Annotated in this window: 14 protein-coding genes; all 14 read left to right on the forward strand. The window is 39.7% G+C overall.

All coding sequences use genetic code 11. From position 1 onward, the window contains the following. The first annotated feature begins 19 nt into the window (after positions 1 to 19). The 14 genes from IGJ53_RS05990 (at position 20) to ribF (ending at position 19,573) form a co-directional block, all read left to right on the forward strand. Positions 20 to 832: an isoprenyl transferase gene (locus IGJ53_RS05990; RefSeq protein WP_002314807.1), complete on the forward strand. Its 813-nt coding sequence runs from the start codon at positions 20 to 22 to the stop codon at positions 830 to 832. Continuing rightward, a complete protein-coding gene (locus tag IGJ53_RS05995) occupies positions 829 to 1,629 on the forward strand; it encodes a phosphatidate cytidylyltransferase (protein WP_002308898.1) in 801 nt (266 codons plus the stop codon). Before IGJ53_RS05990 ends, IGJ53_RS05995 begins: the two co-directional genes overlap by 4 nt. 160 nt (positions 1,630 to 1,789) lie before the next feature. Further along, entirely contained in the window at positions 1,790 to 3,058 is a 1,269-nt protein-coding gene (gene rseP / locus IGJ53_RS06000) for an RIP metalloprotease RseP (protein WP_259741572.1), read from the forward strand. A 67-nt stretch (positions 3,059 to 3,125) separates the two neighbouring features. Further along, complete coding sequence (locus tag IGJ53_RS06005; RefSeq protein WP_002314809.1) at positions 3,126 to 4,835, forward strand: proline--tRNA ligase; 1,710 nt, start codon at positions 3,126 to 3,128, stop codon at positions 4,833 to 4,835. Between the two features lie 211 nt (positions 4,836 to 5,046). Beyond that, on the forward strand, positions 5,047 to 9,399 hold the full coding sequence (locus IGJ53_RS06010; RefSeq protein WP_042956960.1) for a PolC-type DNA polymerase III: 4,353 nt from the start codon (positions 5,047 to 5,049) through the stop codon (positions 9,397 to 9,399). A gap of 143 nt (positions 9,400 to 9,542) precedes the next feature. Beyond that, positions 9,543 to 10,016, forward strand: a complete 474-nt coding sequence (gene rimP, locus IGJ53_RS06015) for a ribosome maturation factor RimP (protein WP_002308902.1) — start codon at positions 9,543 to 9,545, stop codon at positions 10,014 to 10,016. Between the two features lie 22 nt (positions 10,017 to 10,038). Continuing rightward, positions 10,039 to 11,214, forward strand: a complete 1,176-nt coding sequence (gene nusA / locus IGJ53_RS06020; protein WP_010732410.1) for a transcription termination factor NusA — start codon at positions 10,039 to 10,041, stop codon at positions 11,212 to 11,214. A gap of 21 nt (positions 11,215 to 11,235) precedes the next feature. Next, positions 11,236 to 11,529: an RNase P modulator RnpM gene (gene rnpM, locus IGJ53_RS06025; protein WP_002288501.1), complete on the forward strand. Its 294-nt coding sequence runs from the start codon at positions 11,236 to 11,238 to the stop codon at positions 11,527 to 11,529. Further along, positions 11,526 to 11,837, forward strand: coding sequence for a YlxQ-related RNA-binding protein (locus tag IGJ53_RS06030; protein ID WP_002314812.1), 312 nt, complete (start codon positions 11,526 to 11,528; stop codon positions 11,835 to 11,837). Before rnpM ends, IGJ53_RS06030 begins: the two co-directional genes overlap by 4 nt. Before the next feature lie 12 nt (positions 11,838 to 11,849). Next, complete coding sequence (gene infB / locus IGJ53_RS06035; RefSeq protein ID WP_010732411.1) at positions 11,850 to 14,156, forward strand: translation initiation factor IF-2; 2,307 nt, start codon at positions 11,850 to 11,852, stop codon at positions 14,154 to 14,156. Positions 14,157 to 14,178: 22 nt separating this feature from the next. Further along, the gene (gene rbfA, locus IGJ53_RS06040; RefSeq protein WP_010732412.1) at positions 14,179 to 14,526 is read left to right on the forward strand and encodes a 30S ribosome-binding factor RbfA; all 348 of its coding nucleotides are present in this window, start codon (positions 14,179 to 14,181) and stop codon (positions 14,524 to 14,526) included. 446 nt (positions 14,527 to 14,972) lie between these two features. Next, positions 14,973 to 17,336 (forward strand): phosphoketolase family protein, encoded by a 2,364-nt coding sequence (locus tag IGJ53_RS06045; protein ID WP_259741574.1) that lies wholly within the window; start codon positions 14,973 to 14,975, stop codon positions 17,334 to 17,336. A 368-nt stretch (positions 17,337 to 17,704) separates the two neighbouring features. Beyond that, a complete protein-coding gene (gene truB / locus IGJ53_RS06050) occupies positions 17,705 to 18,628 on the forward strand; it encodes a tRNA pseudouridine(55) synthase TruB (protein ID WP_259741575.1) in 924 nt (307 codons plus the stop codon). 3 nt (positions 18,629 to 18,631) lie between these two features. After that, complete coding sequence (ribF, locus tag IGJ53_RS06055) at positions 18,632 to 19,573, forward strand: riboflavin biosynthesis protein RibF (protein ID WP_002400329.1); 942 nt, start codon at positions 18,632 to 18,634, stop codon at positions 19,571 to 19,573. Positions 19,574 to 19,681: the final 108 nt, after the last annotated feature.

The following is a 19,681-nucleotide window of genomic DNA, read 5'->3' on the forward strand; positions in this document are numbered from 1 at the left end:
AAGTATAGGAGGAAAAAGAATGTTACGTTTTTTTCCGCAAAAAAACAAATATATTCAAGAAAAAAGCGAATTTCAATTTAATGCCGATGGACCAATTCCTCAACACGTTGCCATCATCATGGACGGCAATGGTCGTTGGGCGCAAAACCGGCGTTTGCCGAGAGTCGCTGGCCATAAAGAAGGTATGGAAACAGTAAAGAAAGTCACAAAGAAAGCATCAAGGCTTGGAGTGAAAGTATTGACGCTTTATGCTTTTTCGACTGAAAACTGGAAGCGTCCAAAAGATGAAGTAAGTTTTCTCATGCAACTACCTGTCGACTTTTTTGATACGTTCGTACCAGAATTGATCAAAGAAAACGTCAAAGTCCATGTCATGGGGTATGAGAACGTGTTACCAGAACACACGCAAGACGCTGTAAAACGTGCAATTGAGCAAACAAAAGACAATACCGGAATGGTGTTAAATTTTGCTTTGAATTACGGAAGCAGAGCAGAAATCGTTACTGCAGTCCAAAACATTGCTGAAGAAGTAGCAAAGGGAGAAATACAGGCAGAAGAAATCGATGATGAAGTGATTGCCAACCATCTAATGACAGGTTTCTTGCCCAAAGAATTACAAGATCCTGAGTTGATGATCCGTACAAGCGGAGAAGAGCGGATCAGTAATTTTCTGTTATGGCAGATTGCATATAGTGAATTGTATTTTACAAAAGCACTTTGGCCTGATTTTGACGGTGCGCATCTTGAAGAAGCAATTGCCTCTTATCAAAATCGAGATCGTCGATTCGGCGGTGTAAAAAAAACAGAAAATGAGAAAGGGGATCAGTCATGAAACAACGCGTAATCACAGCAGCCGTGGCGCTTGTCTTGTTTATTCCGATTATATGGATTGGGGGCATAGCGGTTGAGCTTACCGCAGCAGTCTTAGCTGTGGTAGGAGTTTATGAGCTTTTCCGGATGAAAGGATTGACTCTCCTAAGTTTTGAAGGAGTTTTATCCGCTATTGGTGCAGTGCTCCTTGTCTTGCCAAAAGAAAGATGGTTCTTCTTTCTTCCAGAGAACGTCAGTACATTTATGCTATTTTATCTTATCGTTATGATCCTGTTGGGGACGTCAGTTATTTCTAAAAATACGTATACGATTGATGAAGCAGGTTTCCCAGTGCTTGTCAGTTTGTATGTAGGAATAGGCTTCCAGAATTTCGTCAATGCACGAACAGAAAGTTTAGCTGTTTTGATTTTTGGTCTGTTTATCGTTTGGGCAACTGATATTGGTGCTTATATGGTTGGCCGTCGTTATGGACAACACAAGTTAAGTCCGGATATTTCACCGAACAAAACGATTGAAGGCGCACTAGGTGGGATTGGAAGTGCTGTTGTAGTCGCATTTCTTTATCTATTGTTGTATCCAGCAAAAGAACTATTCAATCATGGTATGTTTGTCATGCTTCTGATGACGATTATTTTTTCGGCAGTCGGACAATTTGGCGATTTGGTCGAATCAGCAATCAAACGCCATTATGATGTGAAAGACTCAGGAAATATCTTACCGGGCCACGGAGGAATCTTAGACCGTTTCGATAGCTTGCTGTTTGTATTCCCTATCATGCATTTATTTGGCATTATTTAGTAAGTATACCTGCGTTTCTTTGTGATTTTCATAAAAGACGCAGGTTTTTGTTTCTCATTTTATTGATACTATTGGTGTCTTAGGTATACTATGGTAAAATTATAGTGTTTTAACGTTGTTTAAAAAAACACACAAAAAACAAGTAAAGGAGAAAAAAGCTATGAAAACGATACTAACATTTATCATTGTTTTTGGTATATTAGTGATTGTTCATGAGTTTGGTCATTTCTTCTTTGCGAAACGATCAGGAATCCTCGTTCGCGAATTTGCTATCGGTATGGGTCCGAAAATTTATGGGCATCAAGCAAAAGACGGGACAACATATACGCTTCGCCTATTACCTATTGGCGGTTATGTTCGAATGGCAGGTAATGGGGATGATGAAACAGAAATGGCACCAGGTATGCCTCTTTCTCTTTTACTAAATTCTGACGGCATCGTAGAGAAGATAAATTTAAGTAAGAAAATCCAATTGACAAATGCTATCCCAATGGAATTGAGCCGTTATGATTTAGAAGATGAGCTGACTATCACTGGTTATGTGAATGGGGATGAAACAGGAGTAGTGACCTATCCTGTTGATCACGATGCGACGATTATTGAAACCGATGGAACAGAAATCAGAATTGCACCAAAAGATGTACAGTTCCAATCGGCTAAACTATGGCAGCGTATGCTGACCAATTTTGCCGGTCCGATGAATAACTTTATCTTGGCAATCGTGTTATTCATTATTCTTGCATTCATGCAAGGCGGTGTTCAAGTGACAAATACTAATCGTGTAGGAGAGATTATCCCTAATGGTGCTGCGGCAGAAGCAGGCTTAAAAGAAAATGATAAGGTAGTTAGTGTGGACGGTAAAGAAATCCACTCTTGGAACGATTTGACAACAGTCATCACGAAAAATCCAGGTAAAACATTAGATTTTGAGATCGAACGAGAAGGTAAGATGCAATCTGTCGACGTGACACCAAAATCTGTAGAGTCAAATGGCGAAAAAGTTGGCCAACTTGGCATACAAGCCCCAATGAATACAGGTTTTATGGATAAGATCATCGGCGGAACACGTCAAGCTTTTAGCGGTTCATTGGAAATTTTCAAAGCCTTAGGATCACTGTTTACAGGTTTTAGTTTAGATAAATTAGGCGGGCCTGTTATGATGTACCAATTGTCTTCAGAAGCAGCAAACCAAGGTGTAACAACTGTTATTGGTTTGATGGCGCTTCTTTCAATGAACCTTGGAATCGTCAATTTGCTTCCGATCCCTGCCTTAGATGGTGGAAAATTAGTCTTGAATATTTTTGAAGGGATTCGTGGGAAACCATTAAGTCAAGAAAAAGAAGGAATATTGACATTAGCTGGCTTTGGATTTTTGATGTTGTTGATGGTGCTAGTTACATGGAACGATATTCAACGATTCTTTTTCTAGAAAAAGTTGACAAATAGGGTATAATAACAAACGATAACTATTTTGAGGAAATAAAGGAGTATATAGAATGAGACAATCAAAAATGTTGATTCCAACATTACGTGAAGTTCCAAATGATGCAGAAGTATTAAGTCATCAAATCTTGCTAAGAGCTGGATATATCCGTCAAGTATCAGCGGGTATCTATTCTTATCTGCCATTAGCAAATCGTGTATTAGAAAAGCTGAAACGTATCATGCGGGAAGAATTTGAAAAAATCGGTGCGGTAGAGATGCTGATGCCTGCTATCTTGCCAGCAGAACTTTGGGAAGAGTCAGGACGTTATGAAACATATGGCCCAAACTTGTATCGTTTCAAGGACCGTAATGATCGAAAAATGATTCTTGGACCAACTCACGAAGAAACTTTCACTGATTTGATGCGTAATGAAATCAATTCGTATAAGAAATTACCTTTGAATCTTTATCAAATCCAACCTAAGTATCGTGACGAAAAACGTCCTCGCTTTGGTTTGCTTCGCGGACGTGAGTTTATCATGAAAGATGCGTATTCTTTCCATGCAACGGAAGAAAGTTTAGACGAAACATATAAAGATTATGAAAAAGCCTATACCGAAGTTTTCAAGCGTTGCGGTTTGGAATTTCGTTCAATCATCGGAGACGGTGGCGCAATGGGTGGGAAAGACTCAAAGGAATTCATGGCAATCTCAGAGATCGGGGAGGATACGATCTGTTATTCGACTGAAAGTGACTATGCTGCAAACTTGGAGATGGCTACAAGCTACTATGTATCAAAAAAATCACATGAAACACAGCTTGAATTAGAGAAAGTAGCTACACCTAACGTAAAATCAATTGATGAAGTAGCAGATTTCTTTTCTGTTGAACCTCAAAAAATCATCAAGTCTGTATTGTTCATTGCGGATGAACAACCTGTCCTTGTTTTGGTACGCGGAGACCATGAAGTCAATGACGTAAAACTGAAAAACTATCTATCTGCTGACTTTTTAGAAGAAGCGACGGAAGAAGAAGCACAAAAATATCTAGGTGCTGAGTTTGGTTCTGTCGGACCAATCGGTGTTTCAGATGACGTAAAAGTATATGCAGACCGTTATGTCCAAGATTTAGCGAATGCCATTACTGGAGCGAACGAAACAGGATTCCACTATAAAAATGTGAATCCAGAACGCGATTTCACTGTGCTTTCTTATGAAGATCTTCGTTTTGTACAAGAAGGAGATCCTTCACCAGACAACAATGGTGTTCTTGCCTTTACTCGAGGAATCGAAATCGGACATATCTTCAAAATTGGCACTCGTTACAGTGAATCTATGGGAGCAACCGTTCTAGACGAAAACGGACGGGAAAAATTTGTGATTATGGGCTGTTATGGTATCGGTGTGAGCCGGTTATTATCAGCAATCGTAGAACAACATTCAGATGAACAAGGAATCAATTGGCCAAAAGGAATTGCGCCATTTGATCTGCATATCGTCCAAATGAATCTAAAAGACGAATACCAAACAAACTTGACGAATGAACTAGAAGAAGCGATGACAAAAGCTGGTTATGAAGTACTGGTTGATGACAGAAATGAACGCGCAGGAGTGAAATTCGCGGATTCTGATTTGATTGGCTGTCCAATCAGAATTACTGTCGGTAAAAAAGCAGTGGATGGAATCGTAGAAGTGAAAATCAAGAAAACTGGCGAAATGGTTGAAGTACGTAAAGAAGAATTGGCGAATACTTTACCAATCCTCTTGAACCAAGGCGAATAATAAGCGTTAAAACACAGAAAAGTAAAACAGCTGAATCAGCTGTTTTTGACAACCTGATGTTTCGCTTTTAAAATTGGAACTGTGATGTGAATCACAGTTCCAATTTTTTAATGTAAAACTCAGAAAAAACGAGTATACTAAAAGGTACTGAAAAAGAAGAGGATACGATGTAATCAATTGCATGGTTTCTCATCAGAAAGGGCGTATATCTTTGTCAGAAAAACGAGATTTATTTGAAAAACTGTTGGAACAAATCCAACTAGAGGAAGCAGAAAAAAATCATCCACTGCTTACTGCTGGTGAAATGGATAGTGTAGTGGTCCATCGTAAATCGCGTTTATGGGAATTTACGCTGCATTTTTCTAAAATTTTGCCTATTATGCTGTATCGGTCATTGGCTCAGCACCTGACTGTCGCTTTTAAAGAGATTGCACAAGTCAAATTGAACATCTTAGCAGATGACCAGACATTCGATGAACAGCTCTTGCAAGATTACTGGGCCCAAGCTTTGGAAAATCAGCAATGCGATACACCACTAGCACAGCAAGTATTGAAAACGCAAGTACCTGTGATAAAAGATCGTAAAGTTATCTTGCCAATCGACAGTACAGGGGCTATTTCATATTTGAAACAGCAATACTTACCATTAGTAGAAGAGTTGTTCGTCAGTTACGGCTTCCCGAAATTTCGTATCGAACCAGAAGTGGATGAGCAGCAAGCGGAACGTGTATTGAAACTTTTTGAAGAACGTAAACAAGAACAGGCAGAAGCCTTTATGAAGCAAGCAGCTGAAAGTCTAGTTGTTCATGAACAAAAGAAAAAAGAAAGAAAAGAACAGTCGCCATCTCTTGAAGGACCCATCCAGTTAGGACGAAATATTCCAGCAGATGAGCCCACAACACCAATGATCAATATCGTCGAAGAAGAACGGCGAGTCACTCTTGAAGGGTATGTGTTCGATAAAGAAGTCAGAGAACTGCGCTCAAAACGCAAGATCTTGACTTTGAAAATCACAGATTATACTTCATCATTTATTGTCAAAAAATTCTCAAATGGCGAAAAAGATGAACAGATATTTGATGCGATCAGTGTCGGCAGCTGGTTAAAGGTACGTGGAAGTATTCAGGAAGATACGTTTGTCCGTGATTTGGTCATGAATGCGCAAGATATCGTTGAAGTCAAACATACCCCTCGTAAAGATTATGCTCCTGAAGGGGAAAAACGGGTAGAACTTCATGTTCACAGCAATATGAGTACGATGGATGCAACGAATAGCATTTCTGATCTTGTGGCACAAGCAGGAAAATGGGGACACCGTGCCATCGCCATTACAGACCATGGTGGCGCACAAGCCTTTCCAGAAGCTCATAGTGCCGGAAAAAAAGCAGGCGTGAAAATCTTATACGGTGTGGAAGCAAATGTCGTAGATGACGGTGTACCTATTGCTTATAATGATGCACATGAAGCACTGAACGAAGCCACATATGTCGTATTTGACGTGGAAACGACAGGATTGTCTGCGGTATACGATACTATTATCGAGCTCGCTGCAGTCAAAATGTACAAAGGAAATGTGATCGAAAGCTTTGATGAATTTATCGATCCAGGACACCCTTTATCACGAACAACGGTGGATCTGACTGGTATTACGGATGAAATGGTTCGAGGATCGAAGTCAGAAGAAGAAGTCCTGCGGATGTTTCTTGAATTTTCAAAAGATACAATTCTGGTAGCCCACAACGCGGCTTTTGATATGGGGTTCTTGAATACTAGCTACGCAAGATATGGCATTCCTGAAGCAACTAATCCAGTTATTGATACCTTAGAATTAGCCAGATATCTGTATCCGCAATTCAAACGTTTCGGATTAGGTGTGTTATCCAAAAAATTTGGTGTCAGCTTGGAACAGCATCACCGAGCAATCTATGATGCTGAAGCAACAGGTCACTTAGCTTGGATTTTTGTCAAAGAAGCAATGGACAATCATCACATGCTTTATCATGATCAGCTAAATGAGCATATCGGAGAAGGAGATTCTTACAAACGAGCCCGACCTTTCCATGTAACGATTTTAGCAAAGAATCAGGCAGGGCTGAAAGATTTGTTCAAACTGATTTCAATGTCGAATGTCGAATACTTCGAACGTGTCCCGCGAATACCACGCTCCCAATTGAAAAAGATGCGAGAAAATCTATTGATCGGCTCAGCTTGTGATAAGGGAGAAATCTTCGAAGCTATGATGCAAAAAGGGGTAGAAGAGGCAAGAAACCGAGCAAAATTCTACGATTATATTGAAGTTATGCCAAAAGCGGTCTATGCACCTTTGATCGAGCAAGAATTGGTAAAAAATGAACATGATTTGGAAGAAATTATCCAAAACTTAGTAGAAATCGGAAAAAGTTTGGATAAAATCGTTGTTGCAACAGGCAACGTTCATTATCTCAACGAAGAAGATGCCATTTACCGAAAAATTTTGATCAATTCTATGGGCGGAGCGAATCCGTTGAATCGTCATAGTTTGCCAGATGTCCATTTCCGAACAACCGATGAGATGCTCACCGCTTTTCACTTTTTAGGGGAAGAAACAGCAAAAGAGATCGTAGTGGATAATACGAATAAAATCGCAGATATCTGCGAAGAAGTGATTCCAGTCAAAGATGAACTTTATACACCGAAGATTCCAGGTTCAGAAGATGAGATATCAGAATTGAGTTACACAAAAGCAAAACAAATGTACGGAGATCCGTTACCTGAAATTATCCAAAAACGATTAGAAAAAGAGTTGAATTCTATTAATGGTAATGGTTTCTCGGTTATTTATCTGATCGCCCAAAAGCTTGTGCATAAAAGTAATGAAGATGGCTATCTAGTAGGTTCACGTGGCTCTGTTGGCTCTAGCTTTGTTGCAACGATGACTGGGATCACTGAAGTGAATCCTTTAGCTCCCCATTATTACTGTCCAGAGTGCCAATATTCCGAGTTCTTTGAAGATGGCACGTACGGTTCTGGATTTGATATGCCAGAAAAACAATGTCCAAAATGTGGTGCACGCTTAAATAAAGATGGTCATGATATCCCATTTGAGACATTTTTAGGTTTCCATGGAGACAAAGTGCCCGATATTGATTTGAACTTCTCAGGTGATTATCAAGCAGAAGCACATAACTATACGAAAGTATTGTTTGGTGAAGACTATGTTTACCGTGCCGGAACGATTGGTACAGTCGCCGACAAAACAGCATATGGCTATGTAAAAGGTTATGAAAGGGACAATAATCTGCAGTTTCGAAGTGCAGAAGTCGACAGATTGGCAAAGGGTGCAACAGGAGTCAAACGGACAACTGGTCAGCATCCTGGGGGGATCATCGTTATTCCAGATTATATGGATGTCTACGATTTTACGCCGATCCAATATCCAGCAGACGATCAAAATTCGGAATGGAAAACGACCCATTTTGATTTCCACTCAATTCACGATAATGTATTGAAATTGGATATTCTAGGACACGATGACCCAACTGTTATACGGATGCTTCAAGATTTATCAGGGATTGATCCACAAACGATTCCTACAGATGACCCGGAAGTGATGCGGATATTTGCTGGTCCTGAAGTACTAGGGGTAACCCAGGAACAGATTTATTCTAAAACAGGAACATTAGGTATTCCAGAATTCGGCACTCGTTTTGTTCGAGGAATGCTAGAAGAAACACATCCTACAACTTTTGCAGAACTACTTCAAATATCCGGACTATCTCATGGTACAGATGTATGGTTAGGAAATGCCGAAGAATTGATTCGACGTGGGGATGCGACATTGGCGGAAGTAATCGGCTGTCGTGATGATATCATGGTTTATTTGATTCATGCTGGATTAGACAGCGGGATGGCATTTAAGATCATGGAAACTGTTCGTAAAGGGCAATGGAACAAGATTCCTGATGAATTGAGAGAAACCTATCTATCCGCGATGAAAGAAAATAATGTGCCTGATTGGTATATCGATTCTTGTTCAAAGATCAAGTATATGTTTCCGAAAGCCCATGCTGCAGCTTATGTATTGATGGCTCTTCGTGTTGCTTATTTTAAAGTTTATTTCCCTATTTTGTATTACTGTGCATACTTTTCTGTACGTGCGGATGATTTTGATCTAGTTTCCATGTGCAAAGGAAAAGATGCTGTGAAACAAGCAATGAAAGAAATCACGGACAAAGGGCTAGATGCTTCCGTAAAAGAAAAAAATCAGCTGACCGTGCTAGAATTAGCCAATGAAATGTTAGAACGAGGATTCAAATTTGGGATGATCGATCTGTACAAATCGGATGCTGTTAATTTTGTTATCGAAGGAGATACGTTGATTGCGCCATTTAGAGCTGTCCCTAGTTTGGGAACCAATGTAGCAAAACAAATCGTTGAGGCAAGAAAAGATGGTCCATTTTTATCTAAAGAAGATCTTGCTACTCGCGGGAAAGTTTCAAAAACATTGATCGAATATATGAACGATAATGGTGTATTGAAAGATTTACCAGACGAAAACCAATTATCGTTATTCGATATGTTATAAGCATCTATTATCTTGTCTGCTTGTAATTTTAAGCAGAGTATGGTATAGTTTTTATAGGTAATGATACTAACTGTGAGTGAGCGGATTTTTCGCTCACTCTTTTTAATGGAATTACGTACTTAATTTTTAAGGAGGCGAAACTTTTGAGTAGCGTCGTTGAAACAGTCACGGAAATGGTGACACCGATTTTAGATGAACAACATTTTGAACTTGTCGAAGTCGAATTTGTAAAAGAAGGAAAAAGCTGGTTCTTACGAGTATTTATTGACAAAGAAGGCGGAATCGATATCGAAGAATGTGCCTTTGTCAGTGAGAAACTGAGCGAAAAACTTGATGCAGCAGATCCAGATCCGATTCCTCAAGCTTATTTCCTAGAGGTATCCTCCCCTGGAGCAGAGCGGCCATTGAAAAAAGAAAGCGACTATGAAAAGGCACTTGGCGATTATGTCCATGTCTCCTTATACCAACCAGTAGATGGCGAAAAACAATACGAAGGATTTCTTCAATCATTTGATGCTGAACAGCTTACATTGAAAATACGCATAAAAACACGAGAAAAAGAATTGACTTTTGACCGAAAAAATATTGCAAAAGCTCGCTTAGCTATCCAATTTTAATCACGGAGAGGAATCAGAAAAAATGAGTAAAGAAATGTTAAATGCGTTAGACGCTTTAGAAGCTGAAAAAGGGATCTCAAAAGAAATCGTGATCGATGCTTTAGAAGCAGCATTAGTTTCTGCATACAAACGCCACTATGGCCAAGCACAAAATGTCGAAGTGGAATTTGATCAGAAAAAAGGAAAGATCCATGTCTATGCAGTAAAAGAAGTAACGGAAGAAGTGATGGATTCACAGTTGGAAGTCTCATTGAAAGATGCACTTTTGATCAATCCAGCATATGAGATCGGTGATACGATCCGTTTTGAAGTCACACCAAAAGATTTTGGGCGGATTGCTGCGCAAACAGCTAAACAAGTTATTTTGCAGCGTGTACGTGAAGCAGAAAGAACGATCATTTATAACGAATTCAGTGCTTATGAAAAAGACATCATGCAAGGAATCGTCGAACGTCAGGATAAACGTTATATTTATGTCAACCTTGGCAAAATAGAGGCAGTTCTTTCTAAACAAGATCAAATGCCAAACGAATTTTACCAACCTCACGATCGTATCAAAGTCTATGTTTCTCGAGTAGAAAATACGTCTAAAGGTCCGCAAGTATTTGTTAGCCGCAGCCATCCGGATCTATTGCGTCGCTTATTTGAGCAAGAAGTCCCAGAAGTTTATGATGGAATCGTTGAAATCGTCAGCATTGCCCGTGAAGCCGGCGATCGATCAAAAGTAGCTGTCCGTTCAAACGATCAGAACATCGACGCAGTCGGTACATGTGTTGGACCAAAAGGACAACGTGTCCAAGCAATCGTCAATGAATTAAAAGGTGAAAACATGGATATCGTTGAATGGAATGAAGACCCAGCTGTATTCATTGCAAATGCATTGAATCCTGCACAAGTCATGGATGTGATTTTTGATGAAACAAATCCTAAAGCTTGCACAGTTGTCGTTCCAGACTATCAATTATCGTTAGCAATCGGTAAACGTGGACAAAACGCACGTTTAGCTGCTAAATTGACTAACCATAAAATCGATATCAAATCAGAATCTGATATGGCGGAATTTTATGAAAAACAAGAACAACAAAACGAAACAGAAGAATTGCATGACGAAGCAATCGTTCAGTCAGATTTGACAGACGATGAGTATGAAACAATTGCGTTCAATAATGAAACGATCGAAGAAAAACCAGAAGCTTAACTTTAGTAAGGAGGCAAAGAGATGAAACAAAGGAAAATTCCTTTACGCAAATCCGTGGTTTCAGGTGAAATGAAACCTAAAAAAGAGATGGTCCGAATCACCCGTTCAAAAGAAGGGGAAGTATCGATCGATCCAACTGGAAAGATGCCTGGACGAGGAGCGTATGTCTCACTTGAGCCGGAAGAAGTACAACAAGCTTGGGATAAAAAAATTCTCGATCGAGTACTCGAAACAACTTTAACAGATGAGTTTTATCAAGAACTTCTTGACTATGTCACTCACCAAAAAGCACGTAAAGAGTTATTTGGAAAATGAACACAGTCAATCGGCAAAAAGCCATGAATCTCATGGGTCTGGCGATGCGCGCAGGAAAACTGATTACGGGCGAAGAACTGACCATAGCTGAAATCCGCAAACAAAAAGCAAAATTGGTGTTTGTGGCAACTGATGCAAGTGAGAATACAAGAAAAAAGATAAAAGATAAGAGTTCATACTATGAAGTTCCTTGCTTTGAGCTATTTTCTGAAGCAGAAATCACGCAGATGATCGGAAAACCTCGCAAGGTATTCGGAATAATGGATGCCGGATTCGCGAAGAAGACCAAGGAGCTAATTGAAGGTTAGGAAGGTGATTGCATGGGCAATAAAAGAATCTATGAATTAGCAAAAGAACTCAAAAAATCTAGTAAAGATGTCGTGGAAAAAGCACAACAACTTGGCATCGATGTGAAAAACCATATGGGTGCGATTACTAGCAGTGATGAGAAGAAATTGCAACAAGCGTTCAAAAACCCAAGCACGAAACAACAAGCTGCACAACAAGCAAGCAGAAAACCAGCCAATCAACAGCCGAACGATCAACGTAAAAAAGAAACAACAAATACTCAACAAAAAAATAAAAATAACCGCAGTTATCAAGATCGCGGTCAAGGGAGCGGTCAAGTGAATCAAGGAAAAAAACCAACAACAAACCAAAATAATACGGGGAATACTAGCAGTCAAAATCGTCCAGGAACGAGCCAAGGCGGCAATCAAAACCGTACCAACAATAACAACAAACCAAACAATAACAATCGCGGCAAATTTAATAATAACAACCGTAATCGTTATAATAAAAAGGGTAAAAAAGGCAGACAGCAACAATCAACTAAGCCAGCTGTACCACCACGCAAATTCCGTGAATTGCCAGATGTATTAGAGTATACTGAAGGCATGAACGTAGCAGACATCGCGAAAAAAATTCATCGTGAGCCAGCAGAAATCATTAAAAAATTATTTATGCTTGGCGTCATGGTCAATCAAAACCAAGCACTGGATAAAGATACGATTGAACTGTTAGCCACGGACTATGGTATGGAACCACAAGAAAAAGTCCAAGTTGATATTGCAGATATCGATAAATTCTTCGAGTCAGAAGAAGTTGATCCAGACAAATTAGTCTCACGTCCGCCAGTAGTAACGATTATGGGACACGTAGACCACGGGAAAACAACCTTATTGGATACATTGCGCCATTCACGTGTAACAAGCGGCGAAGCCGGCGGAATCACACAGCATATCGGTGCCTATCAGATTGATATTGATGGCAAACCAATCACTTTCTTGGATACACCAGGACATGCGGCCTTTACAAGTATGCGTGCACGTGGAGCAAGTATCACAGATATCACGATTTTAGTTGTCGCTGCAGATGACGGTGTCATGCCGCAAACCGTTGAAGCAATCAACCATGCCAAAGCAGCAGGCGTTCCAATTATCGTCGCTGTGAACAAAATTGATAAACCAGGTGCAAACCCTCAACATGTTATGCAAGAATTAAGTGAGTATGAGTTAATTCCTGAAGCATGGGGTGGAGAAACGATCTTTGTTGAGATCTCAGCGAAATTCGGCCAAAACATCGAAGAATTGCTGGAAATGATCCTGTTAGTCGCAGAAGTAGAAGATTTAAAAGCAGATCCAACACAACGCGCAATCGGAACAGTGATCGAAGCACGTCTTGATAAAGGTAAAGGTCCTGTGTCAACCTTACTTGTCCAAGAAGGAACACTTCATGTTGGTGACCCAATCGTTGTCGGTAATACTTACGGACGAGTCCGTGTAATGACAAACGATCTTGGCCGTCGCGATAAAGAAGCAGGACCTGCAACGCCAGTAGAAATCACTGGCTTGAATGATGTACCTCAAGCAGGTGACCGTTTCGTAGTCTTCGAAGACGAAAAGACAGCACGTGCAGCGGGGGAAGAACGCGCAAAACGTGCATTATTGGAAAACCGTGCTGCAAGCAGCCGTGTAACCTTGGACAACTTGTTTGAAAGCTTGAAAGAAGGCGAGTTGAAAGAAGTTAACGTCATTATCAAAGCCGACGTTCAAGGGTCAGCAGAAGCATTAGCTGCCTCATTGAAAAAAATCGAAGTTGAAGGCGTACGTGTGAAAATCGTCCATTCAGCGGTAGGTGCAATCAATGAAAGTGACGTAACACTTGCAGCAGCAAGTAATGCGATCATCATTGGATTTAACGTCCGTCCTACACCTCAAGCAAAAGCGCAAGCAGAAGCTGAAGAAGTAGACATTCGTTTACACCGTATCATTTACAAAGCTATTGATGAAATCGAAACAGCGATGAAAGGAATGCTTGACCCAGAATATGAAGAAAAAATCACTGGTCAAATGATTGTACGTGAAACATTCAAAGTATCCAAAGTCGGCACGATCGCTGGTGCATATGTAACAGAAGGCTATATCCGCAGAGATAGCGGTGTCCGTGTGATCCGTGACGGTATCGTTATCTATGAAGGCCAATTGGCAAGTTTGAAACGTTTCAAAGATGACGTAAAAGAAGTCAAAATGGGCTATGAATGCGGTGCTATGATTGAAAAATTCAATGACATCAAAGTAGATGACGTAATTGAAGGATTCGTTATGGAAGAAATCAAAAAAGACTAATATCTAAAGGAGGTTCCTCGATATGGCAAATTATCGCGACCGTCGAGTTGGTCAAGAAATCTTAAAAGAAGTCAATGAGATCCTACGTAAAAAAGTAAGAGATCCTCGTGTGCAAGATGTAACGATCACTGATGTACACGTAACAGGCGATCTTCAACAAGCAACAATCTATTACAGCATCCTTTCTGATTTAGCTTCTGAAAAGAAAAAAGCACAAGAAGGATTGGATAAAGCATCAGGATTGATTCGTCGAGAGCTAGGGCACAATCTAAGTATTTACAAAACACCTGAATTGTCCTTTGAATTAGATGAATCAGTTGTCTATGGCAACCATATCGATGAATTGCTTCGCGACTTGAACAAAGACTAATCAAAAAATCCCGCAAATCCTGTGAAATCAGAGGTTGCGGGATTTTGTTGTTTTCATTAAGACGTATTACTTAAGAGTTCCATGACTTTAGTCTTGCGGCGTGTCAGCTAACCAAAAAAGAGAAAAAGAAAAGAAAAAAATTCGACTTTCTTTTTTCTATAGTATATAAATTTTTGCATATAGATAAAGATCAAGATACCGATGACGGAAGCTAGATTTTAATCCATTTTAGTGACAGTCAGGTTATATAGCCAAGTAACTAGAAGATCAGTGGAACCTACACTATAAAAGTTTGAATTTGTCGGTCCGCCACTAGTTAAAAGAAAAATCACGTTGAATTTTTTGACTAGATATAAAATCTAAGCAAATGAACAGAAGTGCTTATTAGGTTTCAATTAGGAGTATCTGCGCTAGAATAAGAGTAATAATGAAAAGGAGTGTTACGTATGGATTATTCTAGTAAAGAATACTTTGATAAAATGACGGCTTGGTGGCGTGCTGCCAATTATCTTTCTGTCGGGCAAATTTATCTTAAAGATAACCCCTTACTGAGACGTACATTGAAACCAGAAGATGTCAAAAAACATCCAATCGGTCATTGGGGAACGATTCCTGGCCAAAATTTTATTTATGTCCATTTGAACCGAGTCATCAATAAATATGATTTGAACATGTTTTATATCGAAGGACCAGGACACGGCGGACAAGTCATGGTATCGAATGCTTATTTAGATGGAAGTTACACAGAAATCTATCCAGAAGTAACGGAAGATGAGACAGGAATGCAAAAATTATTCAAGCGATTTTCATTTCCTGGAGGCATTGCTTCTCATGCAGCACCAGAAACACCAGGTTCTATCCATGAAGGCGGAGAGCTTGGATACTCTCTTTCACATGGTGTTGGAGCTGTATTAGACAATCCTGAAGTAATCTCTGCTGTCGTGATTGGTGATGGTGAAGCAGAAACCGGTCCTTTAGCTGGAAGCTGGTTCTCAAATGTCTTTATCAATCCGGTGAAAGATGGAGCTGTTTTACCAATCCTTCATTTAAATGGTGCTAAAATAGCCAACCCAACGATCTTGGCACGTAAATCAGATGAAGAATTAGCAAATTACTTTAACGGACTTGGCTGGGAACCTTTCTTTATTGAAGGAAATGATCCAGAAAAATTAAATCCTGTTATGGCTGAAAAAATGGATCAAGCAATCGAGAAAATCAAATCCATCCAAAAAGAAGCTCGCCTGAAGACAGCAACAGATGTCGTGATGCCAAAATGGCCAGTATTAATCGTACGCACACCAAAAGGATGGACCGGTCCAGAAGAATGGGACGGGAAGCCAATTGAAGGAACCTTCCGAGCACACCAAGTACCGATTCCTGTAGATCAAGAACATATGGATCATGCAGATGATTTACTCCGTTGGTTGAAATCCTATGAACCAGAAAAATTATTTGATGCACAAGGACGTATTTTAGAAGAAATCAGAGAAATCGCGCCCACTGGTGACCAAAGAATGGCAAAAAATCCTATCACCAATGGCGGAATCGATCCGAAACCGCTTGTTATGCCAGATTGGAAAAAATATACTTTGCAATTTGAACAACCGGGCTCCGTTAAAGCAGAAGATATGACCGAACTTGGTAAATTCGTTCGCGAGATCATTGAGGAAAATCCAGAAAATTTCCGTATATTTGGTCCAGATGAAACAAAATCAAACCGATTGAATCAAGTTTTCAAAACGACAAATCGCCAATGGATGGAAAAAATAGAACTAGAAAACGATGAATGGCTTTCGCCATCTGGTCGCGTCATCGACAGTCAATTATCGGAACACCAAGATGAAGGGTTCTTAGAAGGGTACGTTCTGACTGGACGGCATGGTTTTTTTGCAAGTTACGAATCATTCTTGCGAGTGGTTGACTCTATGTTGACTCAGCACTTCAAATGGATGCGGAAATCACATGACCTTTCTTGGCGAAATGATTATCCTTCGCTGAATCTCATTGCAAGCTCAACAGTCTTCCAGCAAGATCACAATGGATATAGCCACCAAGATCCAGGAATATTGACACATTTGGCAGAAAAGAAGGCGGAGTTCATCCGTGAATATCTGCCTGCGGATGCAAATACATTGCTCGCAGTCATGGACAAAGCATTCCGCTCGTCAGAAAAAATCAATTTGATCATCTCTTCCAAACATCCGCGTGCTCAATTTTACTCAGCAGAAGAAGCAGCCGTCTTAGTGAATGAAGGCTTGAAAATCATTGATTGGGCTTCGACAGCAAAAGAGGAGGAACCTGAATTGGTCATTGCTGCTGCAGGAACGGAATCTAACTTAGAAGCATTAGCAGCTGTGACTTTGCTGCTGGAAGAATTCCCAAAACTAAAAATCCGGTTCATCAATATCGTAGATTTATTGAAATTACGTCATCCAAGTCAAGATCCGCGTGGGTTGAGCGATGAAGAATTTGACCAATATTTTACAAAAGACAAACCGATCTTATTTGCTTTCCACGGTTATGAAACATTGGTCCGCACGATTTTCTTTGATCGTCATAACCATCATTTAATGATTCATGGCTACAAAGAAAACGGAGATATCACGACACCATTTGACATGCGTGTGGTAAATGAACTTGACCGTTATCATTTGGCAAAAGATGCAGCTTTAAAAATCAAAGGAAGTCAAGCAGAAGATTTTGCAAAAAAAATGGATCAGAGATTACAAGAACATCAAAACTATATTCGTGAAAATGGTATTGATCTGCCAGAAGTATTGGATTGGAAATGGAAAAATCTTGGCCAATAAAGTGATAAAATCGACCCTGAAAAACAGATTTTTTTACATTGATCAAGAAACTGAAAAAATAAATAAAAAAAACGGAAAAAAGACTGGAAGAATGACCAGTCTTTTTTTTCGTTTTTGGGAAGTGAAAACCAATCTATTTACCTGTAAGCCACCCATAAATCCAATCAAATGGTGCAAAGAAAAAATCTTCCATTCTATCCCCTCCTTTAAAAAAAGCATAACACGATTTCTATTTACGTGAGCATGAATTTTGTTACGTTTTTATTGCCGAAAAATAAAAACCGTTCATTATGATGTCAAATTCGTCAGTAATAGATGCAATGTGTTATAATAATTCAGTTAAATCAAAAATGAAATGGAGAAAAGACATGGACGGGTTATTACCTTTATGGAAAGAACGCGGAATGACAAGTCATGATTGCGTATTTAAATTAAGAAAAATCTTACATACGAAAAAAATCGGACATGGGGGTACGCTTGACCCGGATGTAGACGGTGTATTGCCTATTTGTATCGGGAAAGCCACAAAAGTTATCGAATATTTGACAGATTCTGGGAAAATCTATGTGGGCGAGATGACTCTAGGTTTCAGTACAACGACGGAAGATCGATCCGGAGAACGAGTAGAAACAAAACCAGTGGATATGTCTTTATCTGAAGAAAAAATAGATGAAGTGATGGCTTCATTTATTGGTGAGATTACCCAGATACCGCCCATGTACTCAGCAGTAAAAGTAAACGGTAAGCGGTTATATGAATATGCACGGAATAACGAACCAGTGGAGCGGCCTGTTAGAAAGGCTCAAATTTACCGTTTTATCCGAACAAGTGAACTAACAAGAGACGAAGTGGCAGGAACCATTTCTTGGCGTTTCGAAGTAGAATGTGGGAAAGGAACCTATGTCCGTACATTAGCTGTGGATACAGGCAAGAAACTTGGTTACCCTGCACACATGTCTGATCTCACTCGAACAGCAAGTGCCGGTATGGACCAAAAAGAAGCGTTAACATTAGAAGAAGTAGCTCAAGCTGTAGAAAACGGTACGATCGATGAGTATTTGCTGCCAATTGAAAAAGGAGTGGAACGGTTCAAACGAGTAGATATTACTGATGAGGTATGGCAGAGAGTAAAAAACGGTATGAGACTTGATTATACTGTATTCGCGCTCCCAGAAATGCCTTCAGAGGAAATTGCCTTATTTTATAAAGAAAAAGTCGTAAGTATCTATCAGCCAAACCCGAAAGAAAAAAATAAACTAAAACCTAGTAAAGTATTGAGAAATGAGGAATAACGAATGAATATCATCAAGATCAGACATCCTTACCAACCAGAACAAATTCCAGAAGACGATGTCGTTTTAGTACTGGGATTTTTTGACGGCGTGCATATTGGACACCAGAAAGTCATAAAGACAGGTATGGAAATTGCACAAAAAGAAGGATTGAAATTAGCATTGATGACTTTCAATCAACATCCATCGATTGTTTTTAAGAAGATCGATCCTAGCAGTGTGAAGTATTTGACTAGCCTGAAGCAAAAAGAAGAAAAAATGGCAGCTTTGGGTATCGATTATTTATATGAAGTCGATTTTACTTCTTCTTTTGCTCATTTAGCGCCACAAGAGTTTGTTGATCAATATATCGTAGGATTACATGCGAAATATGCTGTTTCCGGTTTTGATTACACCTATGGACCAAAAGACATCGCGGACGTCGCTCATTTTCCTGAATATGCTAAGGGAAGATTCAAAATCGTCACAGTCTCTAAAGAAGAAGAACAAGGCGAAAAAATCAGCTCTACACGTATTCGAGGATTGCTAGACAGCGGTCAAGTAAAAGAAGCGGCAAAACTATTAGGTTGCATATACGAGGTAGAAGGGGTAGTTGTTCATGGCGATGCACGAGGCAGATTATTAGGATTCCCTACAGCAAATGTCAAAGTAAAGAGCACAGTCCATTTACCTAAAGAAGGTGTTTATGTATCGGAAATAAAAATTGGGGAAACTTGGTATCCAGCCATGGGTTCAATTGGACATAATGATACATTTGGTGAAGGACGGGAGCTGACTGTAGAGTTGTATATTTTGGACTTTAATCAAGATATCTATGGCGAGCATGTCAAAGTACGTTGGAATCAATTTTTAAGAGATCAAGTGAAATTTTCAAGTGTAGAGGAATTGATTGAACAACTCAAAGAGGATGAACAAGCAACAGCTGAATATTTTTCTCAGCAATAAAATAATGTCCGTGAGAGCTAATCTTTATGCATAACTAGCAATTACAACGAAATGGTTGATAAATAAGCGCATGAAAGGGCTGTGACAAAAGTCTTGTCACAGCCCTTT

The sequence above is a fragment of the Enterococcus sp. DIV1283b genome (genome assembly GCF_051710965.1).
GTDB classification, from domain to species: Bacteria; Bacillota; Bacilli; order Lactobacillales; family Enterococcaceae; genus Enterococcus_B; species Enterococcus_B lactis.